The sequence below is a fragment of the Bradyrhizobium sp. USDA 372 genome, from assembly GCF_053629095.1.
In genome coordinates, this window is the sequence record NZ_JBRJHR010000001.1 from 4619423 (window position 1) to 4644104 (window position 24682).

The 24682-nt window shown below is 63.7% G+C and carries 20 protein-coding genes and 1 pseudogene; 9 read left to right on the forward strand and 12 right to left on the reverse strand.

Annotation, left to right across the window (positions count from 1 at the left end; genetic code table 11):
- Positions 1–40 precede the first annotated feature (40 nt).
- Both AB7M16_RS21800 and AB7M16_RS21805 read left to right on the forward strand, forming a co-directional pair.
- Complete coding sequence (locus tag AB7M16_RS21800; RefSeq protein WP_172786638.1) at positions 41–415, forward strand: hypothetical protein; 375 nt, start codon at positions 41–43, stop codon at positions 413–415.
- 97 nt (positions 416–512) lie between these two features.
- Positions 513–1217: a tetratricopeptide repeat protein gene (locus tag AB7M16_RS21805; protein ID WP_212259418.1), complete on the forward strand. Its 705-nt coding sequence runs from the start codon at positions 513–515 to the stop codon at positions 1215–1217.
- Positions 1218–1423: 206 nt separating this feature from the next.
- On the opposite strand, the gene AB7M16_RS21810 is transcribed toward AB7M16_RS21805, so the two are convergent.
- The 4 genes from AB7M16_RS21810 to AB7M16_RS21825 all read right to left on the reverse strand — a co-directional run bounded on the left by AB7M16_RS21810 (position 1424) and on the right by AB7M16_RS21825 (position 5292).
- Complete coding sequence (locus AB7M16_RS21810; protein ID WP_439365421.1) at positions 1424–2212, reverse strand: bestrophin-like domain; 789 nt, start codon at positions 2210–2212, stop codon at positions 1424–1426.
- 28 nt (positions 2213–2240) lie between these two features.
- The gene (gene radC / locus AB7M16_RS21815; protein WP_453945190.1) at positions 2241–2954 is read right to left on the reverse strand and encodes a RadC family protein; all 714 of its coding nucleotides are present in this window, start codon (positions 2952–2954) and stop codon (positions 2241–2243) included.
- A gap of 82 nt (positions 2955–3036) precedes the next feature.
- Entirely contained in the window at positions 3037–3855 is an 819-nt protein-coding gene (gene map / locus AB7M16_RS21820; protein WP_172786644.1) for a type I methionyl aminopeptidase, read from the reverse strand.
- A 120-nt stretch (positions 3856–3975) separates the two neighbouring features.
- A complete protein-coding gene (locus AB7M16_RS21825; protein ID WP_212259421.1) occupies positions 3976–5292 on the reverse strand; it encodes a mechanosensitive ion channel family protein in 1317 nt (438 codons plus the stop codon).
- A 190-nt stretch (positions 5293–5482) separates the two neighbouring features.
- On the opposite strand from AB7M16_RS21825, the pseudogene AB7M16_RS21830 reads away from it, so the two are divergent.
- Positions 5483–7277 (forward strand): annotated as a pseudogene (locus AB7M16_RS21830) (potassium/proton antiporter).
- Between the two features lie 234 nt (positions 7278–7511).
- Here AB7M16_RS21830 and modC read toward each other — a convergent pair.
- The 4 genes from modC to mepA form a co-directional block, all read right to left on the reverse strand.
- On the reverse strand, positions 7512–8174 hold the full coding sequence (modC, locus tag AB7M16_RS21835) for a molybdenum ABC transporter ATP-binding protein (RefSeq protein ID WP_453945191.1): 663 nt from the start codon (positions 8172–8174) through the stop codon (positions 7512–7514).
- Positions 8175–8176: 2 nt separating this feature from the next.
- A complete protein-coding gene (gene modB, locus AB7M16_RS21840; protein WP_212259424.1) occupies positions 8177–8872 on the reverse strand; it encodes a molybdate ABC transporter permease subunit in 696 nt (231 codons plus the stop codon).
- 41 nt (positions 8873–8913) lie between these two features.
- Positions 8914–9699, reverse strand: coding sequence for a molybdate ABC transporter substrate-binding protein (modA, locus tag AB7M16_RS21845; RefSeq protein WP_453945192.1), 786 nt, complete (start codon positions 9697–9699; stop codon positions 8914–8916).
- Between the two features lie 239 nt (positions 9700–9938).
- On the reverse strand, positions 9939–10883 hold the full coding sequence (gene mepA, locus AB7M16_RS21850; protein WP_453945193.1) for a penicillin-insensitive murein endopeptidase: 945 nt from the start codon (positions 10881–10883) through the stop codon (positions 9939–9941).
- A gap of 451 nt (positions 10884–11334) precedes the next feature.
- Between mepA and AB7M16_RS21855 the strand changes: the two genes are divergently transcribed.
- Both AB7M16_RS21855 and AB7M16_RS21860 read left to right on the forward strand, forming a co-directional pair.
- Positions 11335–13500, forward strand: coding sequence for an EAL domain-containing protein (locus AB7M16_RS21855; RefSeq protein WP_453945194.1), 2166 nt, complete (start codon positions 11335–11337; stop codon positions 13498–13500).
- Between the two features lie 254 nt (positions 13501–13754).
- A complete protein-coding gene (locus tag AB7M16_RS21860; protein ID WP_453945195.1) occupies positions 13755–15038 on the forward strand; it encodes a GTP pyrophosphokinase in 1284 nt (427 codons plus the stop codon).
- Between the two features lie 139 nt (positions 15039–15177).
- On the opposite strand, the gene AB7M16_RS21865 is transcribed toward AB7M16_RS21860, so the two are convergent.
- Positions 15178–16395: an MFS transporter gene (locus AB7M16_RS21865; RefSeq protein ID WP_453945196.1), complete on the reverse strand. Its 1218-nt coding sequence runs from the start codon at positions 16393–16395 to the stop codon at positions 15178–15180.
- Positions 16396–16638: 243 nt separating this feature from the next.
- On the opposite strand from AB7M16_RS21865, the gene AB7M16_RS21870 reads away from it, so the two are divergent.
- Positions 16639–17892 (forward strand): serine hydrolase domain-containing protein, encoded by a 1254-nt coding sequence (locus AB7M16_RS21870; protein ID WP_453945197.1) that lies wholly within the window; start codon positions 16639–16641, stop codon positions 17890–17892.
- A gap of 140 nt (positions 17893–18032) precedes the next feature.
- On the opposite strand, the gene AB7M16_RS21875 is transcribed toward AB7M16_RS21870, so the two are convergent.
- A complete protein-coding gene (locus tag AB7M16_RS21875) occupies positions 18033–18974 on the reverse strand; it encodes an ABC transporter substrate-binding protein (RefSeq protein ID WP_453945198.1) in 942 nt (313 codons plus the stop codon).
- Between the two features lie 291 nt (positions 18975–19265).
- Between AB7M16_RS21875 and AB7M16_RS21880 the strand changes: the two genes are divergently transcribed.
- The 3 genes from AB7M16_RS21880 to AB7M16_RS21890 all read left to right on the forward strand — a co-directional run bounded on the left by AB7M16_RS21880 (position 19266) and on the right by AB7M16_RS21890 (position 21855).
- The gene (locus AB7M16_RS21880) at positions 19266–20219 is read left to right on the forward strand and encodes a tetratricopeptide repeat protein (RefSeq protein ID WP_453945199.1); all 954 of its coding nucleotides are present in this window, start codon (positions 19266–19268) and stop codon (positions 20217–20219) included.
- A 33-nt stretch (positions 20220–20252) separates the two neighbouring features.
- Positions 20253–21215 carry a tetratricopeptide repeat protein gene (locus AB7M16_RS21885; protein WP_453945200.1) on the forward strand — a complete coding sequence of 321 codons (963 nt, stop codon included), beginning with the start codon at positions 20253–20255 and terminating at the stop codon, positions 21213–21215.
- 223 nt (positions 21216–21438) lie between these two features.
- A complete protein-coding gene (locus tag AB7M16_RS21890) occupies positions 21439–21855 on the forward strand; it encodes an SRPBCC family protein (RefSeq protein ID WP_453945201.1) in 417 nt (138 codons plus the stop codon).
- Between the two features lie 136 nt (positions 21856–21991).
- Here AB7M16_RS21890 and AB7M16_RS21895 read toward each other — a convergent pair whose 3' ends face one another.
- Positions 21992–23320 carry an IS1182 family transposase gene (locus tag AB7M16_RS21895; protein WP_212257604.1) on the reverse strand — a complete coding sequence of 443 codons (1329 nt, stop codon included), beginning with the start codon at positions 23318–23320 and terminating at the stop codon, positions 21992–21994.
- 276 nt (positions 23321–23596) lie between these two features.
- Positions 23597–24655, reverse strand: a complete 1059-nt coding sequence (locus AB7M16_RS21900; protein ID WP_453945202.1) for an ABC transporter substrate-binding protein — start codon at positions 24653–24655, stop codon at positions 23597–23599.
- Positions 24656–24682 lie beyond the last annotated feature (27 nt).

Here is a 24682-nt window from a genome sequence, read left to right on the forward strand (position 1 = left end):
CCGTTAGCAAGACGAGACGGTCCGGCAAGGAGTGTCCTGCATGGCCAAGCGCGTCCTCGCGATCGGCATCGAACCCGGCAATGCCGACTACAGCGCATTCCCGCAGCTGACGCCGGAGCTCGTGCGCGACTACATCGAGGCGCAGCTGTTGCGCCTGCGCGATCTCGGCTTCGAGGTCACGAGCTGCCTGATCGATCTCGATGTCACAGCCGAAGCCGGCGTGGTGGCGGCGCTGCGCGATGAGCGCTTCGACTGCATCGTCATCGGCGCCGGCCTGCGCGAGCCGAAGGAGCGCCTGCTCCTGTTCGAGAAGGTGCTGAACCTCGTCCACCGTTTGGCGCCGGACGCCGCGATCTGCTTCAACACCACGCCTGCCGACACCGCCGAGGCGGTGCAGCGCTGGGTGGAGCCCTGACGGGACCGCCCGGGCAGGCCAAGGATCGCTGATTTCGAACTTTTTCTCCGTCTCGAGCGACCAAGACGGAATGGTTCAAACTCGATCGGGCTTTGATATGAAATTCGTTGCCCTGGCCTTTTCGTGCCTTCTGCTATTCGCGATGCCCGCCAGCGCGAATGACACCCGTACCTTCAATGCGATGGTGGCGTTGGCCAATCGCGGAGATGCGGAGGCGCAATATCATGTCGGCATGATGCACAATAACGGCATCGGCACACCGCAGGATCGCAGCCAGGCATTCGAGTGGTTTCAAAAATCGGCCGCGGCCAACGATCCGCTCGGAGCCTATAAGCTCGGCTGTTATTATGACGGGCAGGGCGTGGGCGTCGTCGCAACGGATCCGGATCAGGCATTGAAGTACAAGCTTGTGTCCGCCAAGGCCGGTTACGCGCGTGCCCAGCACGATGTCGCTCTCATGTACGACCGGCAAGGGAATTCGGAAGAAGCGCTGAAATGGTGGAAGATGGCAGGCGATCAGGGCCTCCCTAGCGCCCTCTTCAGCCTGTCCCGCGCATATTCTGCAGGAAAGGGCACGCCGAGGGACGTGTCCCTGTCGTATGCCTATTTCAAGCTCTCGAAGGTGGCGCCGGCCAGGAATGTCAACGAAATGGCTTCCATGTTGTCCAAGCCGGAGCTCGAGAAGGCCGAGAAAATGGTTGCCGAATGGAAGCCGCAACCGACCGCCCTGACGCTCAAGGCATTCGCCGGCATCACGGCCGCAGAAGACCACTTGAAGGCCGCCAAAAGCCAGGTGTTCTGATCTGGCCTCAAGCGGAATGGCTTTAGGTTGATCAATGCCGCGGTCTCGGTTCACCTCTCCCGCTTGCGGGAGAGGTCGGCGCGTCCGGGCGATGCGAAGCATCGTCCCGCGCGCCGGGTGAGGTTTTCCTCTTGGGGATTATCCCATTGCGGAAACATCCTCTCCCCGACCCTCTCCGGCAAGCGGGAGAGGGAGTGCGCCTCCGTCTAGGTCTTCGCTGCTGCCTCCGGCATGATCTGCAGCAGCGGCTCCGGCTTGATCGAGACCTGACCGGCGAATGGCCGGTCGTGTGCGGCAATCAGCAGGACGGAGGTGGCCACCCCCGTCGCGAACAGGCCCATCGCGATCGCCGATCCCAGCCGGTTGTCGCAATGAACGAGGCCGATCACCAGCAAGGCGCAGGCGGCTTGGAGGTACAGGCACCACCATTTGACTGGATTGACTGCGGCGAGGCTGACGATGATCCTCTGCCGCCGCGCATCCAGCGCCTGCTCCAGCGCGGCGATGAGCTCGCGTTGCACATTCGCCTGCCCCGTGCCTTGCGGCGTCATCGTGATGACGAGCTGCAGGGCATCGGCGAGCGCCGGCGGCGTCACTTTCAGCGATGCCTCCTGATGCGCCATCATCGGCCATTCCACCGCGACAGCCTGCCCGACATAGTCGCGCACCAGGCCGCGCAGCTTCGTCTCCTGCTCCGCCGGCAGGCCGCCGGCCAGCAGCACGGCGCTGCGCAGCGCGCTGGCCTCGCGGCTCACCGCGGCACTGGCGCGATCGCTGTCGCCCCAGACCTGCGCTGCGGTGAAGGCGACGAACAGGCCAAAGATGATGCCGAGCACGGGCAGCATGCCCGGCGAGATCACTTTGAGCGATTTGGCACGCTCCTCCGTTGCGACAAGCGCGATGCCTGCGAAGATCGCCGCGGCCATAAGATAGGTGAATCCGAAGATCACCAGCGCCATGACGGGCACCGGCAGATTGTGCAGCCAGTCGCTCATCGTTCCCTTGTCATCTGATTTTGAGACTCTAGATCAGCCGCAGCCCGCGCAGGCTCGCATGCCCGTTCTTGCCGACGATGATGTGATCATGCACGGCAATCCCCAGCGGTTTTGCGATGTCGATGATCGCCTTCGTCATCTGGATGTCGGCCTGCGAGGGCGAGGGATCGCCGCTGGGGTGGTTGTGCACCAGGATCAGCGCGGTCGCCGATAATTCCAGCGCGCGCTTGATCACCTCGCGCGGATAGACCGGAGTGTGGTCGACCGTGCCGGTCTGCTGCACCTCGTCGGCGATCAGCTGGTTGCGCTTGTCCAGGAACAGCAGGCGAAATTGCTCCTTGTCGGCAAACGCCATGCTGGTGCGGCAATAGGCGATCACCTCGTTCCAGGATGACAGCGCGTTGCGGCTGTTGACCTCGCCCTTGGCGACCCGATGCGCCGCCGCGGCAATCAGCTTGAGCTGGTTGATCGCGGACTCGCCGATCCCGTCGACCTCGCGCAGGCGCGCCACCGGCGCATGCACGACCTCGGCGAACGAGCCGAAGGTCTTGATCAGCAGCTTGGCGAGCGGCTTGGTGTCGCGCCGCGGCAGCGCCGGAAACAGCGCCATCTCCAGCAATTCGTAATCGCTCAGCGCATCCGCGCCCGCGCTGTAGAAGCGCTCGCGCAGCCGCTCGCGATGGCCGAGATAGTGCGGCGCGTCCTCGGGCTTGCTGTTGTCGTGGTCAGACTTGGCGGGCATCGGCCGCCAGCATTGCCGGGGACCGGCGTTTTTGCAACCGTCAATTGCGCCAGCAGTCGCGCGACGAGGGCGGTGCCCCAGATCACCCGATCTGCTTCTCGCCGTGCCGCTCCGACAGCGTGAAGATCTCGACACCCGTCGCGGTGACTCCGACCGAGTGCTCGAATTGCGCAGACAGCGAGCGGTCGCGCGTCACCGCGGTCCAGCCGTCGGAGAGGATCTTCACATGCGGCTTGCCGAGATTGATCATCGGCTCGATGGTGAAGAACATGCCGGGCTTGAGCTGCACGCCCTCGCCGGGCCGGCCGATATGGATGATGTTCGGCTCGTCGTGGAACATGCGGCCGAGGCCATGGCCGCAGAAATCGCGCACAACGCTCATGCCCTGCGGCTCGACGAAGCTCTGGATGGCATGGCCGATGTCGCCGGTGGTGGCGCCGGGCTTCACCGCGGCGATGCCGCGCATCATCGCTTCATAGGTCACCTCGATCAGCCGCTCCGCCTTGCGCGCGATCGGGCCGATCGCATACATCCGGCTGGAATCGCCATACCAGCCGTCGACGATGAAGGTGACGTCGATGTTGACGATGTCGCCTTCCTTCAGCGGACGGTCGCCCGGCATGCCGTGGCAGACCACGTGGTTGAGCGAGGTGCAGGTCGAGTAGCGGTAGCCGCGATACATCAGCGTCGCCGGATAGGCGCTATGGCTGAAGGCGAAGTCGCGGACGAATTCGTCGATTCTGGAGGTCGGCACGCCGGGCCCGACGATGTCGGTGAGCTCGTCCAGGCACCTGGCCACCAGCGCGCCCGCCTTGCGCATGCCGGCAAAGGCGGCGGGCCCGTGCAGCTTGATCTGTCCGGTCTTGCGCAGGGAGGTCTCGGTGGCGTCGACGTAGCTCATGCGTGTCAGGTCTTCTCGGGCTGATCTCGATGTCGGTGGAAAGGCTTGATTTCAGGCCCCAATTTAATGATTGGCAGGCTTCATGCAAGCCGAGGGGCCAGCCTCGGGGGCGAAAGTGACCTAATTCGGGACTTCTACGGTGGTTTCCACCGGCAGGGCGCCGCCGCGGATGCGGATTTCGCGGACGGGGTAGGGAACCCGGATGCCCTCGCGCTTGAAGGCGTCCCACAGCGCCAGCATCACGTCGCTCTTGACGTTGTCCATGCCGTCGGGGTCCGCGATCCAGAAGGTCAGCGAGAACTTCATGCCGGCTTCCGCGAACTCGGTCAAAATGCTGTTCGGCGCCTTGCCCTTGGTGGCGCGCGGATGGGCGGCGGCGGTCTCGGCGGCGAGCTTGGTGACCAGGCGCGGGTCGGCGTCGTAATTGGTGCCGAAGGCGATCTTCACCAGCGTGTTCTTGTCGGTATAGGTCCAGTTGACGACCTTCTGCGTCACCAGATCCTCGTTCGGCACCAGGAATTCGCGGCCGTCACCGGCGGCGACGGAAATATAGCGCGTCTTCATCGCGCTGATCCGCCCGGTATTGTCCCCGATGGTGACGAGGTCGCCCGGCTTCACCGATTTGTCGGCGAGCAGGATGATCCCCGAGATGAAGTTGGCCACGATCTTCTGCAGGCCGATACCGATACCGACGCCGACCGCGCCGGAGAACACCGCGAGTGCCGACAGGTCGATCCCGACCGCGCCGAGCGCGATAACGATTGCGACCGTGAGCAGCCCGATGCGGATGATCTTCACCAGCAGCACCTGCACCGACGGCGTCAGGTCGGTGGTCGAGTTGATCCGGCTCTCGGCGAAATTGCTGGCGATGTTGGTGAGCCAGAGCGCGATCAGCAGCAGCGCGCCGGCCTTGAGCACCAGAAGCGGGGTCAGCCTGAGGCCGCCGAGCACGATCGCGAAGGAATCCAGCAGGTCGACCGTCGCATCGAGCTGGCCGACGATCGAGAGCGCGGCGACGAACCAGGCCGTGATCGACACCAGCTTGACGATGAAGGCGTTCCGCAGCACCGAGGTCACGAGCCGGATCACCAGCCAGGCGAAACCCAGCTTGGCTGCGACCATCAGGAGATAGGAGCGGCTCGGCCAGGTCGCGTGATACATCACCACGCGCGAGACGATCACGAGCAGCGTGAACACCGCCGTCGAGGCGCTGGCGACCATGACCCGAACGAAGTGTCGCAGCGGCAGCGGCCAGCGCATCGCCAGCGAGGTCAGGTCGACACGGCTGCGAATGCCGGCCTCCGCGGCATAGGCGATGCCGGCCGCTGCCAGGATGAGGCCGAATTGCAGGTAGAACCAGGGTGAGGAGATTTCCGCCCCGACGCTGCGTGCGGTGGTCTGCACGAACTCCATGAAGTCTTTGAGGTCCATGTCCATCGGTCTCGTCGGCAAGCGGGCAGGAATTGATTCGAGGGCAGGGCGCGGCCGGGCCATCGATACACCGTGAAGTGATGCGCGTTAAGGCCGTAAAATACGGGCAGATTGCCGCGAAGCGCGAAAATGGGTTGGCGCGCGAGTCCGCCGACGATAAGGATGAAATTCCAGCGATTTTTTACCCGGAAGGTGGATGGCTTCCCTCGACTCCGTCAGTCTGGCCATATTGCTCGGCGCCGTCCTCGTCATGGCCGGCATCCTCTCGAGCCTGCTTGCGCTGCGCTTCGGCGCGCCGTTGCTGCTCGTCTTCCTGATCATCGGCATGCTCGCCGGCGATTCCGGCCCCGGTCAGCTCCAGTTCGACGACGTCCGCACCACCTATCTGGTCGGCTCCGTCGCGCTCGCCCTGATCCTGTTCGACGGCGGCCTGCGCACGCGCTTTGCCAGCATCCGCACCGTGCTCGCCCCGTCTCTCGTGCTCGCGACCGTCGGCGTGCTGCTGACCGCGCTGGTCACGGCGCCGTTCGCCAAATACACGCTCGACCTCAACTGGGCGGAGTCGCTGCTGGTGGGCGCCGTGGTGGCCTCGACCGACGCGGCCGCCGTGTTCCTCCTGGTGCACACCCAGGGCCTGCGTCTGCGCCCGCGCGTCGGCGCGACGCTGGAGGCGGAATCCGGCACCAACGATCCCTTCGCGATCTTCCTCACTTTGATGCTGGTGGAATACATCTCGGTCGGCTCGAGCTCGGCCGGCCACGTGCTGATGGAGTTCGTGCTGGAGGCGGCACTGGGCGCCGTCGTCGGCGTGTTCGGCGGCCGCCTCGTCGTCATCGCGCTCAACAAGGTCGCCCTGCCGCAGGGACTACATGCGCCCTTCGTGACCACGGGCGCGCTCGTGATCTTCGGCGGCTCGCAGATCATGCACGCCTCCGGCTTCCTCGCCGTCTATCTCGCCGGCATCATCATCGGCAACCGGCCGACCCGCGCCCATAATTCGGTGGTGACCTTCCTCGATGCCGCGACCTGGCTGGCGCAGATCGTGATGTTCGTGCTGCTCGGCCTTCTGGTCTCGCCGAGCCGGCTGGGGGCCCAGCGTGCTGCCGGCGGTCGCCGTCGCGCTCGTCCTGATGCTGGTGGCACGGCCGCTCGCGGTGTTCGTGTGCCTGTCGCCGTTCCGCTTCAACTGGCGCGAGAAGATCTTCATCGCCTGGACTGGTCTGCGCGGCGCCGTCGCGATCTTCCTGGCCTCGATCCCGATGCTGGTCGGCCTGTCCAAGGCCTATCTCTATTTCGACGTCGCCTTCGTCGTCGTCATCATCTCGCTCCTGCTGCAAGGCTGGACCCTGGCGCCGGCTGCCCGCAAGCTGCACGTGGCGCTGCCGCGCGCCGAACGCGGCCCGCGCCGCGTCGAGCTCGATCTGCCCGGCCAGCTCGAGCAGCAGCTGGTCGGCTATCCGGTGCGGCCCAAGAGCCTGTATTTCCGCCGCGGTCTGATCCCGTCCTGGTCCAAGCCGACGCTCGTCATCCGCAACGAGAACATCCTGACGCCAACGGAAGCCGACCCGATCGCGCCGGGCGACTACATCTATCTGCTGGCGCCGCCGGAAAAGGCCGAGTCGCTCGACCGCTTCTTCGTCGACATGCAGCCGAGCACCGCGCCCGATCCGCATCTGCTCGGCGATTTCATGGTCTCCGGCGAGCACACGCTCGCCGAGCTCGCCGAGATCTACGGCGTCAAGGTGAGCGAGGACGAGAGCAAGCTCACGCTCGCCGATTACTTCGACGTCCATCTCGATCGCGCGCCGAAGGAGGGCGCCGAGCTCGCGCTGGACGAGATCGTGCTGGTCGCCCGCAGCATCTCCGGTGGCCGCGTCAACGTCGTCGGCCTGCGCCTGCCGGAGGATGACGAGACGCCGCCGCCGCCGACACGCACCCAGGCGCTGCGGAAGAAGCTCGCCGAGCTGTGGTCCTCGGTGGCGGGAGTCTGACGCTGCAGTAGGGTGGGCCAAGGCGCCCTTGCGCAGTGCCCACCAGCAGGAACGACGTGGGCACGGCGCGCGAAGAGCGCTTTTGCCCACCCTACGAAGTCTGGTGGTTGGCAGGACAAAGCCAGCGAAGCACTCGTCATTGCGAGGAGCTCTTGCGACGAAGCAATCCAGACTGCCGCCCCGGATAGTCTCTGGATTGCTTCGCTACGCTCGCAAGGGATGGGCCACGGGCCCTCACGTCAGCACCTTCACCCCGCCCAATGACGTCACCCGCCCTTGCTTCAGCATCACGATCTGCGTCGCGAGCTGGCGCAGCTCGGCGACGTCGTGGCTGACATAGACCATGGGCACATTGGCCTCGTCGCGCAGCCGTACCAGATAGGGCAGGATCTCGAGCTTGCGGCCTTCGTCCAGCGCGCCGAGCGGCTCGTCGAGCAGCAGAAGGCGCGGCTTCGACAGCAGCGCGCGGCCGAGCGCGACGCGCTGGCGCTCGCCGCCGGACAGCTTCCCGGGGCGGCGATCAACCAGCGCGCCGATGTCGAGCAACTCGATGATGCGCTTGTGCTGCGCCGGATCGGGCGCAAGTCCGTTCATCCGCCGCCCATAGTCGAGGTTCTGCGCCACGCTCAGATGCGGAAACAGCCGCGCATCCTGGAACACGTAGCCGATGCGGCGGCGGTAAGTGGGCACGTGAATGCCCGCCGCGGTGTCGTCGACGATCTCGCCGTCGATCGTGATGGTGCCGCGATCGGGCCGCAGCAGCCCGGCGATCATGTTGACCAGCGAGCTCTTGCCGGCACCCGAGGCGCCGAACAGCCCGATGACACGCCCCTCGCTGCTGAAGGATGCGTGAAGCGAGAATTCGCCGAGCTGTTTTTCGACGTCGACGCGCAGCATGGTCAATTCCCGTGCAGCCGCTGCGTGGCGCGGCGGGCGAACCACTCGGCCGCGATCAGCGCGCCGATCGCGAGCACGATCGAGACGATCACGAGCCTTCCCGCAGCGGCATCGCCGTCCGGTGTCTGGATCAGCGAATAGATCGCCGACGAAATCGTCTGGGTCTCGCCGGGAATGTTGGAGACGAAGGTGATGGTGGCGCCGAACTCGCCGATCGCCTTGGCAAAGCCCAGCACCATGCCGGCGAGCACGCCCGGCAGCGCCAGCGGCAGCGTCACCGTGAAAAACACTTTCCACGGGGCTGCGCCGAGCGTCTCGGCGGCCTGCTCGAGCCGGCGATCGATCGCCTCGATCGACAGCCGCATCGGGCGGACGAGAAGCGGAAACGCCATCACGCCGCAGGCGAGCGCAGCACCGGTCCAGCGGAACGCGAAGACGATGCCGAGATGGTCGGCGAGAAAGCCGCCAATGAGACCTTTGCGACCGAAGCTGAGCAGCAGCAGATAGCCGGTGACCACAGGCGGCAGCACCAGCGGCAGGTGCACCAAGGCGTCCAGTATCGACTTGCCCCAGAAATCGCGTCGCGCGAGCAGCCACGCCAGCGCGATGCCGAACGGCGTCGCGACCAGCGTGGCGATGACGGCGACCCTGAGCGAAAGCAGGATCGCCGTCCATTCGGCGGGAGAGATCTCGAACATCAAGTCGTCATATCGGGTCGCAGAAATCAGGTTTGCAAGAATCAGGTCGTCGGGCTGATCAGGAACTTGAAGCCGTATTTTTCCAAAATGGTCTTGGCCGCCGTCGAGCGCAGAAAGGCGAGATAGTCGTTCGTCTCCGGCTTGGCGGTGCTGGTTACCGCGACCGGATAAATGATCGCAGGATGCGAATCCGCCGGGAAGGTGCCGACGATCTTCACGCCCGGCTCGACCTTGGCGTCGGTGGAATAGACGATGCCGAGCACGGCCTCGCCGCGGGCGACCAGCGTCAGCGCCGCGCGCACGCTCTCGGCCATGGCGAATTTCGACTCTACGGCCTGCCAGGCCCCGAGCTTTTCCAGCGCCGCCTTGGCATATTTCCCTGCCGGTACCGACTTGACGTCGCCCGTCGCGATCCTGCCGTCGCCGGCGAGCTTGGCCAGATCGAAGCCTTGCGCGATCGTCACGTTGTCGATCTTGGAATCCTTCGGCGCGATCAGCACGATGCTGTTGCCGAGCAGGTTGACGCGTGTCGGCTCGTTGATGGTCTTCTTGGAGATCGCGTAGTCCATCCAGTCGGTGTCCGCGGAAACGAACACGTCGGCCGGCGCGCCCTGCTCGATCTGCTTGGCCAGCACCGAGCTTGCGGCGTAGCTGACGCTGAACTTGACGCCGGTCCTGGCGGTGTAGGCAGCGTCGATCTCGTCCAGCGCGTTCTTCATCGAGGCGGCAGCGAACACCGTGATGGTCTTGTCCTCGGCCGCGGCGGGCGCGAGGGCCGTGCCGGCGAGAATGACCAAGGCGGCGAAAAGTCCTGATAGACGAAACATGGGATGCGCTCCGTGCGAGCTCGCGCGCGCAAGGTGCACGCGCAAAATCTGCGTTGGGTCGGACAGATGCGACGGGCGGAAGCGCTGTTCCACGGTCCCTTGCGACGGCTTACGGCCGGCGGGGATATCGCAGTGCAAACATAGCAGGCCGCGGCGCCACGTCAAAGGCAACTGAGTTCGTCATCCCGGGCTCGCTTCGCGCCCCGGGACGACGGCGGTGCATTCCGCGGCAGCTTACCTTATGGCTTGGCGTCGCCTGCATGCAGCACCGCCTTGCAGGCTGCCGGCATCTGCGCGAGCGTCATCGGCGGCTTCGGCTTGGGCGGCTCGGGCGGCGGCTTGGGGTGCAGCACCGCGTCGGAGAACCAGTAGGCGAGATCGGCGGGCTTGCAGCCTTCGTCCTCGGCCTGTGATGGCTGGCCCTCGCATTCGCCGGCCCCCGCCGGGCAGCGCATGCGAATGTGGAAGTGGTAGTCGTGCCCCCACCAGGGGCGGATCTTCGACAGCCAGGCGCGATCGCCCTTGGCCTCGCGGCACAGCGCCTTCTTGATTGCGGCGTTGACGAAGATGCGCTGCACGGCGGGCTCCCGCGCCGCGTCGCGCAGCACCAGCGCGTGGCCTGGTGTGAACACCTTGGGGTCGATGTCGAGCCGGTCCGGGCGCACCATCATCACCGCCGACATTTCCTCGCGCTCCTCGCGCGAGAGCCGGCGGTCCGGCATCGGCGTCAGCCAGATGTCGGCGTCGAGACCGATCTGGTGGCTGGCATGGCCCGACAGCGCCGGCCCGCCGCGCGGCTGCGCGATGTCGCCGACCAGGATGCCGGGCCAGCCCGCGTCCTTGTGCGCTTTGGCGGCGAGCCGCCTGATCAGCGCGATCATGTCGGGATGACCGTAGCTGCGATTCCGCGACAGCCGCATCACCTGCCAATGATCGCCGTTGACCGGCATCTGCTCGGCGCCGCCGATGCAGCCCTTGGTGTAGGAGCCGATGACATGGGTCGGCCCCTTCGACGGCAGCAGCTTGCGCGCGAACAGTTCCTTCGCGGCGAGATCGGGGTCGTTCGGATTGGCGAGCGGCGGCAGCGGCTTCGGGGTGATGCTGCCCTTGTCCTGGGCCAGCGCGCTACCGGCGCCCAGGCAGACGAACGAGAGCAGGAGGAGGGTGATGCCGCGGCGACTCATGCTGACGCTCTTATAGCCCAATGCTGCACCAGGGTTAAGAACGAGGCGCTGAGCCCGCCGCCGGCTCACCGCAGCTCGCCCGAATCGCGTCTCGACCCGCCGTTTCTTAACGGTGCAATAACCGTATCCTGCATTGACCAAAATTCGTGCGTTGAGCGGGGAATACTTGCGGCTGGCATGCAATCGCGCGCGGTTTCGGAACGGATTCAGGCGCGCGCGCAATTTTGCACCGGATCGCTCATTGATTGCGACGCCACACTCAGTCTGATGGCGCCTGCAGCCGCTCGCCGCGCCGCGCAAACAGGCAGCAATCGCCGGCGCGTGCGGACCGCGTCCGGGCAAGATTACTTTTTTTTCAGACACTTGCCCCAAAGCTTGCGGCCGCTGGGCGCGACTGGGACGAGTGAAGTTGAGTTTGGGGTCTCGAAAAGCAAGAAAGCGAAAGCAAAGCGTGCTTGCCCGTGCCGGCCAGAAGGCGCGCAAGTCGCGTTTCGCGCGCGCCTCGCGTGCCCTTTCCGAACGCGACGAAGTCCTGCGCAGCCGTGCCGAGGCGGAAGCCGCGATCGCGGACGCGCGCAAATCCCATGAGCGCCTGCGCCAGGCCATCGATATCCTGCCGCAAGGCATCGTGTTTCTCGATGCCGAAGGCCGCTACGTCCTCTGGAACAAGAAATACGCCGAGATCTACAGCAAGACCGCCGATCTGTTCGAGGAAGGCGCGCGCCTCGAAGACACGCTGCGCATCGGCGTCGCACGCGGCGACTATCCCGAGGCCGTCGGCAACGAGGACGCCTGGATCGCCGAGCGCCTGCAAAAGCTCTACAAGCCCGGCGCGCGCCACGAGCAGAAGCTGTCCGACGGCCGCGTCATCCTGATCGACGAGCGCTTGACCGATGACGGTGGCGTCGTCGGCCTGCGCGTCGACATCACCGAGCTCAAGCAGCGCGAGGCCTCGTTCCGCCTGCTGTTCGACGGCAATCCCGTGCCCATGATCGTCTGCGCGCTGGACGACGAGTGCATCCTCGGCGTCAACGATGCCGCGGTCGCGCATTATGGCTATAGCCGGGCCGAGTTCGAGCGATTGAAGATCCGCTCCCTGCAGGCCTTCGACAGCGAGCCGCCCTGGACCGTCGATGAGACCGGCGAGGAGCAGGCCGGCCGCACCTGGAAGCATGTCAAGGCCGATGGCGCGCTGATCGACCTTGCGATCTATTCCCGCGAGCTGACCTATGCCGAGCGGCCCGCGGTGCTGCTCGCGCTGATGGACATCACCGAGCGCAAGCGCGCCGAGGCGCGGCTCGCCTTCATGGCCCAGCACGACGGGCTGACCGGCCTGCCCAATCGCAGCCTGCTGCGGCAGCAGGTCGACGAGATGCTGCTGCACACGCGCCGCGGTACCGAGAAGGTCGCGCTGCTGATGCTGGGGCTCGACAATTTCAAGGCGGTCAACGACACGCTGGGGCACGCGGTCGGCGACAAGCTCCTGCGCGGCGTCGCCAAGCGGCTGCGCTCCACCTTGCGGGAAGAGGACGCGCTGGCGCGGCTCAATTCCGACGAGTTCGCGATCGTGCAAAGCGGGCTGGCGCGTCCCGAGGACGCGGTGATGCTGGCCAAGCGCCTCCTGGCGGCCATTGCCGATCCCTATCTGCTCGACGGCCATTCCGTGGTCATCGGCGCCTCGATCGGCATTGCGATGGCGCCGGGCGACGGCGAGGATTCCGAAAAGCTGCTCAAGAGCGCCGACATGGCGCTGTCGCGCGCCAAGCTGGACGCGCGCGGCAGCTTCGCCTTCTTCGAGGCCGCGCTCGATGCGAAGGCGCAGAGCCGCCGCAAGATCGAGGTCGAGCTGCGCGACGCGATCCAGAACGACGTGCTGCGTCCGTACTACCAGCCGCTGATCGACCTCACGAGCGGCCGCATCACCGGCTTCGAGGCGCTGGTGCGCTGGCCGCATGCCGAGCGCGGCATGGTGTCGCCGGCCGAGTTCATTCCGGTTGCCGAAGACACCGGCCTGATCAATCCGCTCGGCGGGCTGATGCTGCGCCGGGCCTGCCTCGATGCCGCGACCTGGCCCGACGACGTCCGCGTCGCGGTCAACCTGTCGCCGCTCCAGTTCCGCAGCGGCAATCTGCTCTCGATGGTGACCGACGCACTGAAGCATTCCGGCCTGCCGCCGCGGCGGCTCGAGCTCGAGATCACCGAGACGCTGCTCCTTGAGAAGAGCGCGCAGGTGCTGGCGACGCTGCATGCGCTGCGCGCGCTCGGCGTGCGCATCTCCATGGACGATTTCGGCACCGGCTATTCCAGCCTCAGCTATCTGCGCAGCTTCCCGTTCGACAAGATCAAGATCGACCAGTCCTTCGTGCGCGATCTCGCCGCCAACCGCGAGGCCCAGGCGATCATCCGCTCCATCGTCAGCCTCGGCAAAGGTCTTGGCGTCACCATTACCGCCGAGGGCGTCGAGACCGAGGCCGAGCTCAGCTGCCTCCGCGCCGAAGGCTGCCATGAGGGCCAGGGTTTCCTGTTCAGCAAGGCCCGGCCGAATGCGGAGATCATCAGCCTGCTGGCCGCACAACGCGGCATCGACGGTGACGAGGACGCCGCGCTGGTGGCGTGACCAGCGTCACCTCGGCACGAAGAGATGTGCCGCGCTCTTCGTTCACCTCCCCCACTCGCGCGAGCGTGTCTTCTGCGCGCCTCTCCACTCGTTGATGCATCCGCCTTCGCGATCCCTCTAGCATCTGCATGGACGCGTCACAGGAGTCTCGGCGCCCAGGCTTCGGTGGAGCGGATAGAGCGCGTTCCCGGTGAGAGTGTTCTCAATGCCCAGCGTCGGCCGTTGCCCGCTGGATCAGCATCGATGGCGGCTACTTGAAGGGGATCATTGTTACCGGATTGCCATTCGCACATGATGCAAGGCTATACTTGGATTGTGGAGGTCCCTTCAGTTTGCTTTTCCAAATCTGTCCCCTCCTGCGCCTCGGGCCGTTCGAAAGAGTTCCCTTTACTGTTGATGCAACTAGGGGAAGAGTATATCCTGAATTGGTTGCAGTACGTTTCATTGAGGCTATTATGAATAGTGAAGTGCTTCCCTTTGACGATGCGATCGGTATTGCGTCGGATGGCCAGTCGCAATTATTCGAAGCCAAGAAAAGCGAGTTCAAAGAGTACTTCGCACGCAACTCTCAATTGTTTGCTTCTGCCGAGAAGGCTTTTCGCAACCTGATTGCGCAGTTGACAGATGTAGATGACTTTGAACAGCCAAAGGTAATATCACGTATCAAAGACCGCGATGAATGTATCAAGAAATTCAGTCTTAAGTACCGCAACGAAGCGGAAAAGAAAGATGAGTATCACATCAAGGACTACATCACCGATCAAATAGGTGTTCGCGTAATTTGTCTTTACGAGACCGACATACCAAAGATTGAAAGTATCATTCGTGCAAATTTCGACATCGTCTCAGTCACGGACAAGACGCAAGTCCTTTTGAGCGACATTCGGTCGTTTGGGTATAAGGGGCTCCACCTCGATATTAGACTCAAGCGCGATCGGCTTGCTTTCCCCGAATACTCAAAGTTTGAAGAGATCTGCGTCGAGCTTCAGCTCAGATCGATCGTGCAAGATGCATGGAGTGAAGTTGAGCACAAGCTGAGATACAAGAGACAATCTCCTCCTTCGTTGCAGAGGCGAATAATTCGGTTGGCCGCGTTGTTCGAATTGGCAGACCAGGAATTTTCGGCGCTGAACGCAGAAACGGAGATCGCTTTGATTCAAGCGACAGCGCGCGAAGATGCAGATGCTCCGGTTCTGCAGGATGCCGCGCTCGACGCGTTCTCTTTTTTGGCGATGATGAAGAAGTTTCATCCGAAATATCGCTTTGATCCTGAGGCCGTTGATGGTTTCGTCGACGAAATAAAGAATATGAACCAAGGTTTTTCCTTGGCTTCGCTCAAGGAGGCGATCTCAAAATACCGCAATCGTGTTTGGAACTTTAAGCAAGACCAGCGAAAGAAGGACATAAACATCAATCCATTCACTGAAATACGGCATGTGCTCTACGCTTTCGATAAAGAGAAGTTTGAGGACATGTTGTATCCCCAACAGAGAGAGGCGTTTATCAATTGGCTTGCGTCCAACGGCATAGAGATTTAGCGGCTCGCTACTGGAATACGCCTCCGGCGGATGATGTGGCCTCCGGAGCAGCTATGTATAGGAGGGAGTTCGCTTCCGTGTGGGTCATGCGGACCTCGTAAGGCGTGCCGTCGAAATAACGATCGACTTCCCGCAGGTGTCACGCCGTCGCGCGGCCAAGATCGAGCGATGGCCGTCTCGTCGGGAAGCTCAGTGCGACTGCGACCGCCGCAAGCCCGATCGCGAAGGAGCCGGCGTGCAGCCAGGTGTATTGCTGGAACGTGTCGAACACGATCCCGCCGGCCCAGGGCCCGAGCGCCATGCCGAGGCTGGCGAAGGCCGAGACCGCACCGAACACCGTGCCCATGATGCGCGCGCCGAAGAATTCGCGGACCAGCACCGCATAGAGCGGCATCACCCCGCCATAGGCGAGGCCGAACACGACTGACAACGCGTAGAACTCGCCGAGCTGCGCCACCGCCAGATAGGTCGCGATGCACATCGCCTGCACGAACAGCCCGCCGACAAGGACCGGTTTCGCGCCGATGCGATCGGCCAGCGCGCCCAGCAGCAATCGTCCGCCGAGGCCTGAGACGCCGGCGACGCTATAGACCGTCACCGCCGTGAGCGGCGCGATGCCGCAGACCATCGCATAGGACACCATGTGGAAGATCGGGCCGGAATGCGCCGCGCAGCAGGCGAAATGCGCCGCTGCGAGCGCGATGAATTGCGGCGTGCGCAGCGCCTGCGCCGCGTTCATCTCGACCGCCGGCGTCGCGTCCGTCGTTGCGGAGCCCGCGGCTGACGGCGCCGGCCGCACCAGGAAGCAGGCGGGGATCAACAGCGCCCAGGCAGCGCAGCCGATCATCAGCATCGCGGTGCGCCAATCATAGGCCGTGATCAGCCAGCTCGCGGCCGGCGCGACCGTCACTGGCGACACGCCCATGCCGGCGGACACCAGCGCCACGGCGAGGCTGCGGTTCTTCTCGATCCAGGCGCTCGCGAGCGCCATCATCGGCGCGTAGAAGCTGCCCACGGCGATCCCGATCAGCACACCGAAGCAGAGCTGGAATTGCCACAAGCTTGCGGCCTGGCTCGCGGTGACGAGACCTAGTCCCAGCAGAACGCTTCCCGAGAGCACCACGATGCGGGTGCCGAACCGGTCCGACAGCGTGCCCCATAGGAATGCGGCGAATCCCATGCAGAGGAAATCCAGCGTCGCGGCCGCCGACACGCCGGCGCGCGACCAGCCCATCGCCTCGGAGATCGGCTGCAAGAACACCGCCAGCGACAGCATCGTACCGAACCCGATGCAGGTCATCAGCGCACCTGCGGCGACAACGACCCAGCCATAGTCGAAGCTTGACGGCTTGCTCATGCGTTTCCTCAGCGCTTTTGCTCTTGTTGATGGTGCGCGGGATGGATGGTGACTTATCTGCCCGGCGAGAGCAAGGCGGGTGGCCACCGCCGGCTGACACCGTCTGCTCGTAGTGATAGCATGCCGCGCGTCACTGGCCTGCGATGTTGTTCTCATAAGCGCACACACAAACGAACGTGCGAGGAGGCAAGTGCAATGATCCGGGGAGCGCTGTGCAGGCCACGCGGGTGCCGCAGGCTTTTTTTGTCCGTCATTTTCGCCTCCGCCGTCTGGACGGCCCCGGCATGCGCGCAGGACGTCCGAAGCGCGCCCGCCAAGCCGGGGCCGGTCTTTTCGGACAGCGGTCCCGATGCCGAGCTCTACGGCGCGGCGGAAGGCTATCCGGTCGGCACGCGGGGAGCCGCTCCCCCGCTCGACAGGCTCGTCGGCAGCTACAGCCATTTCGGCGAGATCTATCCCTCGCGCCGGGTCGCTCGCGCGACGACGGCCTGGCAATTCAAGCGCGCGCCGGAGCCGTCGATCACCTACAGTTTTGGTACCGAAAAGCTCGGCATCGCGGACTATCTCAAGCGCAACCCGGCGACGGGACTCCTGATCGCCAGGGACGACACCATCCTCTACGAGCACTATCAATATGCGCGGACCGATCACCACCGCTTTGTCTCGCAGTCCATGGCGAAGACGCTGGTGGCCATGCTGGTCGGGATCGCGGTCTCGGAGGGACGGATCAAGTCGATCGATGACGTCGTCGTGACCTACGTTCCCGGCCTTGCAGGCACGGAATATGGCAACACGTCCATACGCGCCTTGTTGAACATGTCGTCGGGCGTCGAATTCTCGGAAGTCTACGACGGTAACGACGACATCGCCCGGCTTGGGCGGGCCCTGTTCGCCGGCCCGCCGAAAGATCCCGCCGCCATCGTCGCGCAGTTCAACACCCGAACCGCACCGCCAGGCACCAAATTTCACTATGCCAGCGTTGAAACCGAGATCCTCGGCCTGGTCCTGCGCGTCGCCACCGGCACGCCGGTTGCCGATTATCTCCACGACCGGATCTGGGATCCCATCGGCACCGAGGCGGACGCCTCCTGGGTGATCGACGGCAGCGGGCAGGAGATCGCCTTTTGCTGCTTCAACGCAACCTTGCGCGATTATGCGCGCCTGGCCCGGTTGCTCGCCCATGACGGCGCCTGGGAAGGCCGGCAGCTGATCCCCCGGCAGTGGCTGCTGGATGCCACGACCGTGCGGCCGGCCGACGGCCATCTCGCCCCGCACGTGGCCACGCGCTATTTCGGCTATGGCTATCAGGTGTGGCTCCTCCCCGGCGAGCAGCGCCGATTTGCCCTGCTCGGCATTCGCGGTCAGCTCATCCTGGTCGATCCGGCCTCCAAGCTCGTCATGGTGCACACGGCCGTTCGCCAAAAGCCGAACGAACCCGGAGCGCTCAGGGAGCCGCTCGCGTTGTGGTCTGCTGTGCTCCAACAACTCGGGCAATGATCGATCAGGGATCGGGCGTGCAGACGCACGCCTGCATCACCTTCATGCGTTTCTTCGTGCTTTTTGTCTTGTTGATGCTTCGCAGCAGGGATGATGGCTTACCGGGCGAGGGGCAGGGCGGTTGTGCCCGGGTAAGATGGTTACTCAATCACTTCGTCGGCGCGGGCGACGACAGTTGCGGGCAGGTCGAGACCCAGCGCCCTGGCGATGCGGAGATTGATCCTGAGGTCGAACTTGGTGGGTCGTTCGAAAGGCAGGTCGCCCGGCTTTGCGCCCCGCAGAACGCGATCAACCTGCGCAATCAGGCGGCGCCCTGCGTCTGCAAAGTCGGGGCCGAACGACATGAAGGCGCCGTTCGCGACCCAATCGGGTGAAGCAAAGATCGCAGGCTTCCCGCTCAGGTTCACCAGCCTGATGACTTCGGCCTGGTGGCCGCTGAGCACGACGTCCGGAACGAAAACAAGACCGTCAAATTGGGCAAGGTTGTCCGCGCTCAGCATCGTCCCGATGCTTGCGGGATCATCGATGTTGATGGCTTCAACCTGAAAGCCGAGCTTGCGACCGGCCTCCAGAACAGGCGTGAGACTCTGTGCACCGCTCGACACCTTTGTCGTGACAGTTCCGAGGCGGACGGCCTTGGGGAGGATCTCCCGCATGAGCTCGATCCGCTTTGCAGTGGTTTCCTCCGAGAAAACCGCGATGCCGGTCACGTTGCGACCAGGGCGGGCGAGGCTGTCGGCCAGTCCGGACGCGACTGGATCGACGGCAGCAAGGGTCACGATCGGGATGGTTCGCGTTGCCTTGTAGGCCGCGAGAGCGGCAGGTGTGCTGATTGCGATGATCACGTCCACCCGGCCATCCCGCACGATCTCCTGCGCGAGCGCCGGTAGTGCGTCGGCATCTCCGGCTGCGTGGCGAAACTCGAGTCGAATCCGCCCCTCGACGTAACCAAGCTCTGCAAGCAGCCTTTTGGTTGCTGCGATCTGCGCGGGAACTTCGACCGGTCCCAACTGGACGACGCGCGGCGTTGCGGAAGACTGCTGGGCGCGTGCGATGAGCGGCCAGCCGATTGCTCCCGTCATCAGCCCGATGAATCCGCGCCGTCGCATGTGACCTCGCTCGAAGCTGCCGTGCGATAGCAAGAATATAGCATGCTCCAAATGCTCGTAAGCCGTCCCACCAGGATCACGGGCCAGATACCGAGCGAGGCGTCGCCGGCAGCACGCCTGGATCAGAGACATGGCCGGAGGGAACACCCCGATCTGTCTTGTGCCCCTGGCCGGGGGCGCCCAGGCGAGGACTTTGAACCATTCCGCCTTCCGGCTGCACCAACGTCGCGTATGTCGGTGAGAACCGCGACCAAGGAACGCGTGATGAAGGCTCTGAAAGGATCGATCTGCGTTGCAGTCACGGCGCTTGCCTTGAGCCTGTCGTTCGGCGTGCCATCCTATGCCGAAGAGGACGAGGCGGGCACGCTGACCCGGCAGATGAAGGAGCTTTATCGGGCCGGGAAGTACATGGAAGCGCTGCCTCTGGCCCAGAAGTCGCTGGCCCTCCGCGAGAAGGAGTTCGGCCCTGATGATGCGCACGTCGCGATGCCGCTGAACGACCTCGGTACGATTCATTACAATCTCGGCCAATATGCCGTTGCTGAACCGCTGTACAAGCGGGCGCTGGCCATCCGGGAGAAGACACTCGGTCCGAATCATGTTGAGGTCGCAATGGTGCTGAACAATCTCGGCGATCTCTATCGCGCGGAAGAGCGTTACGCGGAAGCGGAGCCGCTACTCAAGCGCTCGATCGCCATCAACGAGAGGAGCGACAATCCGTCGATCGTGCCGGCGTTGAGCAATCTCGGCGCGGTCTACAGCCATCAGGGCCGGTACGATCAGGCTATACCGCTGTTCAAGCGAGGCCTTGCCGTGCTGCAGAAAGCGCTTGGCCCCGACGATCCCGAAGCGACGGTGCTGATGAACAATTTGGCCGACGCCTATATCAATCGGCATCGCTATGCCGATGCCGAGCGGCTGCTGAAGCGGTCGATGGCGGTGACCGAGAAGGCGTTCGGCCCCGATCATCCCGACATCGCGCAGGCGCAGAACAATCTGGCTGCACTCTATGGGCGTCAGGGCCGTAACGCGGAGGCCGAGCAGCTGTTCAAGCGGTCGGTGGCCACCTTCGAGAAAACCCTCGGCCCCAACCATCCGGATCTCGCCGGCGTTCTGGATAACCTCGCCGGTCTCTACAAGTATCAAGGCCGCTATGCCGATGCCCAGCAGGTCCTGAAACGGTCGATGGCCATCCGGGGCAAGACAAGGCCGATCTGAGGAGCAGCGCAGGATGCGACGAGGGAAGGCGCGATGAAGGCTCTGAAAGCATCGATCCGTGTTGCAGTCACGGCGCTTGCCTTGATCCTTCCGTTCGGCGTGCCATCCCATGCCGAAGAGGACGAGACGGACGCGCTGACGCGGCAGATGAAGGAGCTTTATCGGGCCGGGAAATACATGGAAGCCTTGCCGTTGGCTCAGAAGTCTCTGGCCCTTCACGAAAGGGAGTTCGGCCCTGACGATGCGCGCGTCGCGATGCCGCTGAGCGACCTCGGTACGATCCATCACAATCTCGGCGAATACGCCGTTGCCGAGCCGCTGTACAAGCGCGCGCTGGCCATCCGCGAGAAGACGCTCGGTCCGGATCACGCGGAAGTCGCAATGGTGCTGAACAATCTCGGCGATCTCTACCGCGCGGAAAGACGCTACGCGGAAGCGGAGCCGCTCCTGAAGCGATCGATCGCCATCGGCGAGAAAGTGCTCGATTCCGACGATCCGTCGATCGTGTTGCCGCTGTGCAATCTCGGCGCCGTCTACAGCAGCCAGGGCCGATACGATCAGGCCGAGCCGCTGTTCGAGCGGGGCCTCGCCGTGCTGCAGAAAGCGCTCGGCCCCGACGATCCCGAAGCCACGGTGCTGATGAACAATTTGGCCGATACCTACACCCAGCAGCATCGCTACGCCGATGCCGAGCGGCTGCTGCAGCGGGCGATGGCCGTGACCGAGAAGGCGTACGGCTCCGATCATCCCGACATCGCGCAAGCGCTGAACAATCTCGGTGCGCTCTACGGGCGTCAGGGACGCAACGCCGAGGCCGAGCGGCTGTTCAAGCAGTCGGTGGCCATTTTCGAGAAAACCTTCGGCCCTGATCATCCGGATCTTGCTGGCGTCCTCGACAACCTCGCCAGCCTCTACAACAATCAAGGTCGCCACGCCGATGCCGAGCAGGCCCTGAAACGGGCGATGGCCATTCGAGGGAAGACAAGGCCGATCTGAAGAGCGCGCAGGGTGGTCAAGCGACGCGTCTGCCATCTTCCCCACAGCACACAATTTGGTTGGCTCTAACTTTCTTAGCGAATTGACGGCCGGACCATGTCGGCATGGGCTGGTCTCGATCGTCCTTGGGTGGACACGCCCCGGACATGCCGGAGATGACCCGGCACACGCGACGTGATTTCGTCAACTCGAGCCGTCAAAGTCGAAAACTGGAGCAATACCCATGAGGATCACCGTCGAAACCAGCGTCGCAGCCCCGATTGATCAGGTTTGGCGCGCCTATACGACGCCTGCCGACATCGTGAAATGGAATTCGCCGTCCGACGACTGGCATACGACAAAGGCGACGGTCGACCTGCGGGAAAGCGGCGACTTCTCGTCGCGGATGGAAGCCAAGGACGGCAGCATGGGCTTCGACTTCGCCGGCACCTACACCAGGATTGTCGAGCACAAGCGGATCGAATACGCGTTCGGTGATCGCAAGGCCGAGGTTGAGTTCGTGCCCGGCGCAAAAGGCGTTGTCGTCCGCGTCGTCTTCGACGCCGAGACCACGCACTCGGAGGAGCAGCAGCGGAGTGGCTGGCAGGCGATCCTCGACAATTTTGCACGCTACGTCGAGGCGAAGAAGAAAATGCCGTGATGATCCGCCGCGAGAAGCGAAGGCGAGCACAGCTTTCGTAGAGCCTGTGAGCCAATTCGTTTTGTTTCGGCTTCGGCATCAAGGGGTGGTATCGCCCCTTGATGGGGGAAGCCGGCGGCGTCAGGCTGTTGGTTATCTATGCTTTTGCGAGACGATGCCCTTGCAGGATGTTGTTGGTGAGGGCGTACCAGAGCACGACGGCACGGACCTTCTCGATGCCGCGCACGGTCAGTTGCCTGAGGTCCCAGTTGCGCCAGCGGGCATGGATGCATTCGCAGATGGTACGGGCCTGGTACTGTGCCTTGCCGGCTTCGCTGGCCATGCGAGCACGCCAGGCCGCTATGCCAGGACCGTCGCTGCTCCGGGGTAAGAAGGGATCGACACCGCTCCTGGATTGGGGCGGTGGACAGTAAACCTCGATGCCCTCGCCATGCGCCCATTCGATGTCGTCGCCAGTGCAGAACCCGCCATCGGCGAGGTAGCGGCGTGGCAAGCGCTTCAGCCGAGCGCGCGTTCGCTCCAGCATCGGGCGCATCAAGCCACGATCTGAGCCGCTGTTGTCGACATCGATCGCGACCACGATCAGTTCGCCAGCCGCGCTAGCCACCTGCACATTATAGGCCGGACGGAAGCCGGCATCGGCCATCTTCATCACCCTGGCCTGCGGGTCGGTGGTGGAGGCCCGAGGCTCCTTCGGCTTCTTGCCATTGCCGCCCTTGTCGTCGAGCTGTTTTCGCTTGCGCTTGATCTCGGCCAGCGCGGCCTGCGCGGCTTGCACCCGCTCGCTGCGTTCGCGCGCCGCCCGCTCTTTGGCGGCCCGGATCCGCCGATTGCTGGCTTCCGGGTCCGCATCGACCTCGCGCTTGAGCTCTTCCACAATGGCCTCGGCCTGCGCCATCTGCCGATCCAGCGTCGCCTCCCGCCGGAAAGATCCGGTCCCGGCATTCGCTCGTATCCGCACCCCGTCCTGGGTCAGCTTCTCCAGATCGACCAGCCCTGCCTCGTTCAGGGCCACCAGATGTTCAACCAGCAAACGGTCGAGCAAGTCGGCACAGCCGACCCGGAAGTCCGACAGCCCGTGATGGTTCAACGACACGCCACCGCAGAGCCAGCGGTAGACGTCGTGGCTGTCGCAGAGCCGGTCCAGCGCCCGCGCGCTGCCAACGGCATCGCTCGCGGCGTACAGCCAAAGCGCCAGCAACAACCGTGGCGATGGCGCCGGATGGCCCGGCCTGTTTTCCCGTGCCTTGACGCGATCTTCCAGCTCGCTCAGGTCCAGCCCTTCGACATAAGCCCAGATCACCCGCGCTGGATGATCCTGCCCGATCAGGCTGTCGATATCGACCGCTCGCAATTCGACCTGATTGCGCACAGGCTCGCGCAGCCGAGGTGCGCCTTGCGGCACCGCTTCGGTTCGTGCCGACTGCTCCGGCAATTCACCAAAAAGTCCGTCGTCAGCCATCATCCTCTCCAGCAGATCAGTCTGCCCAGAGAATCACATTCGTCTGACGCGCGGTACAAAAGATTCACAGTCTCGTAGGGTGGGCAAAGGCGCGCCGAGCGCCGTGCCCACCACTCTTCCCGACGGCACACAGGCAGTGGGCACGCTTCGCTTTGCCCACCCTACGAAGCCGTCGAACTTGACGAAACCGACCTCACGCGGCCTTGGTCAACACGTCGGGAACGGGACGAAAAGACCGGCCGTCCGCGGGCTTGAATGCATCGACTTGCATCGGTGAAATCATTCTATCACCCCGTCCGCGCGGGCCAGCAATGTAGCAGGAACTTCGATCCCGAGTGTCTTTGCAGTCTTGAGGTTGATGAATAGTTCATACTTGGTCGGTTGCTCGACCGGCAGATCCCCGGGCTTGGCGCCCTTGAGGATCTTATCGACGTAATCAGTGCATAGCCGGTTCAAGTCGATGATATCCGCTCCGTAGGACAGTAGCGCACCGAGTTGAACAAATTCCTTGCCAATGGCAAAAAGCGGCAGCCGATGTTCTGCGGCGAGCTCGACGATGCGCTTGCGTGCAATGAAGAACATCGGGCTGGGAAATAGGAAGAATGCATCGGCGCGCGCGCCCGCATGCGCGGAAAACGCCTCGCCCAGCCCGTCAGGATCTTGGACAGCAATGAGTTGCAAATGAACGCCTACGGTTTTTGATGCTGACTCCGCACCGCTGATCATGCCTTGAATTGTAGACTTGCCGTATGCAGCCGGGTGCCAAATCGCTGCTATCCGAGACGCCATGGGCAAAGCTTCCTTCAATTGCGCGAGCCGCTTGGGAACAAGCTGCGGGCCGATGAAGGTCAGTCCGGTGATGTTACCTCCTGGTCGGGCGATGCTGGCAACGAGTCCGTCTTCGATTGGGTCGCCCATAACTGGCACAACAACAGGAATCGATTTGGTGGCTTGCTGCACGGCGCGCGCAGCAAGCGAATTCGCTGCAACTATAAGAGCAGGATTCAGACGGACGAGGTCACTCGCCAACGCCGGGAGTTGTTCGACCTTTGAATCGGCTGCTCGAAGCTCTACGATGATATTCTCGCCGTCGGTATAACCGCGTTCGCGTAGTCCTTGCTGAAAGGCAGCCACCGAAGTGCGGGTTTGCTCGATCGAGCCGGTGGTCAAGAAGACAATATGGGGGACTTTCTTTGGCTGTTGCGCGCGAGCAAGGGGTGACCAGGCCGCCGCGGCACCGATCAGTGCGAGAAGCTCGCGTCGCTGCATGACAGCTCCGTTCATGAATGCAATGATCGGTACTTTAAAAAATGCAGATGGACGATTGTGCTGGCTCATCCGGCCTGCTGCGATGATGCCACCATA

Bases quoted from the DNA above. Each gene is read 5' to 3' on its own strand.
- AB7M16_RS21805 (WP_212259418.1), top strand. From the start codon at position 513: ATGAAATTCGTTGCCCTGGCCTTTTCGTGCCTTCTGCTATTCGCGATG.
- mepA (WP_453945193.1), bottom strand. From the start codon at position 10,883: ATGAGTCGCCGCGGCATCACCCTCCTCCTGCTCTCGTTCGTCTGCCTG.
- AB7M16_RS21900 (WP_453945202.1), bottom strand. From the start codon at position 24,655: ATGAGCCAGCACAATCGTCCATCTGCATTTTTTAAAGTACCGATCATT.
- AB7M16_RS21865 (WP_453945196.1), bottom strand. From the start codon at position 16,395: ATGAGCAAGCCGTCAAGCTTCGACTATGGCTGGGTCGTTGTCGCCGCA.
- AB7M16_RS21810 (WP_439365421.1), bottom strand. From the start codon at position 2,212: ATGAGCGACTGGCTGCACAATCTGCCGGTGCCCGTCATGGCGCTGGTG.
- AB7M16_RS21885 (WP_453945200.1), top strand. From the start codon at position 20,253: ATGAAGGCTCTGAAAGCATCGATCCGTGTTGCAGTCACGGCGCTTGCC.
- AB7M16_RS21880 (WP_453945199.1), top strand. From the start codon at position 19,266: ATGAAGGCTCTGAAAGGATCGATCTGCGTTGCAGTCACGGCGCTTGCC.
- AB7M16_RS21800 (WP_172786638.1), top strand. From the start codon at position 41: ATGGCCAAGCGCGTCCTCGCGATCGGCATCGAACCCGGCAATGCCGAC.
- modB (WP_212259424.1), bottom strand. From the start codon at position 8,872: ATGTTCGAGATCTCTCCCGCCGAATGGACGGCGATCCTGCTTTCGCTC.
- AB7M16_RS21875 (WP_453945198.1), bottom strand. From the start codon at position 18,974: ATGACGGGAGCAATCGGCTGGCCGCTCATCGCACGCGCCCAGCAGTCT.
- AB7M16_RS21895 (WP_212257604.1), bottom strand. From the start codon at position 23,320: ATGATGGCTGACGACGGACTTTTTGGTGAATTGCCGGAGCAGTCGGCA.
- AB7M16_RS21825 (WP_212259421.1), bottom strand. From the start codon at position 5,292: ATGGACATGGACCTCAAAGACTTCATGGAGTTCGTGCAGACCACCGCA.
- modC (WP_453945191.1), bottom strand. From the start codon at position 8,174: ATGCTGCGCGTCGACGTCGAAAAACAGCTCGGCGAATTCTCGCTTCAC.
- modA (WP_453945192.1), bottom strand. From the start codon at position 9,699: ATGTTTCGTCTATCAGGACTTTTCGCCGCCTTGGTCATTCTCGCCGGC.
- AB7M16_RS21890 (WP_453945201.1), top strand. From the start codon at position 21,439: ATGAGGATCACCGTCGAAACCAGCGTCGCAGCCCCGATTGATCAGGTT.
- radC (WP_453945190.1), bottom strand. From the start codon at position 2,954: ATGCCCGCCAAGTCTGACCACGACAACAGCAAGCCCGAGGACGCGCCG.
- map (WP_172786644.1), bottom strand. From the start codon at position 3,855: ATGAGCTACGTCGACGCCACCGAGACCTCCCTGCGCAAGACCGGACAG.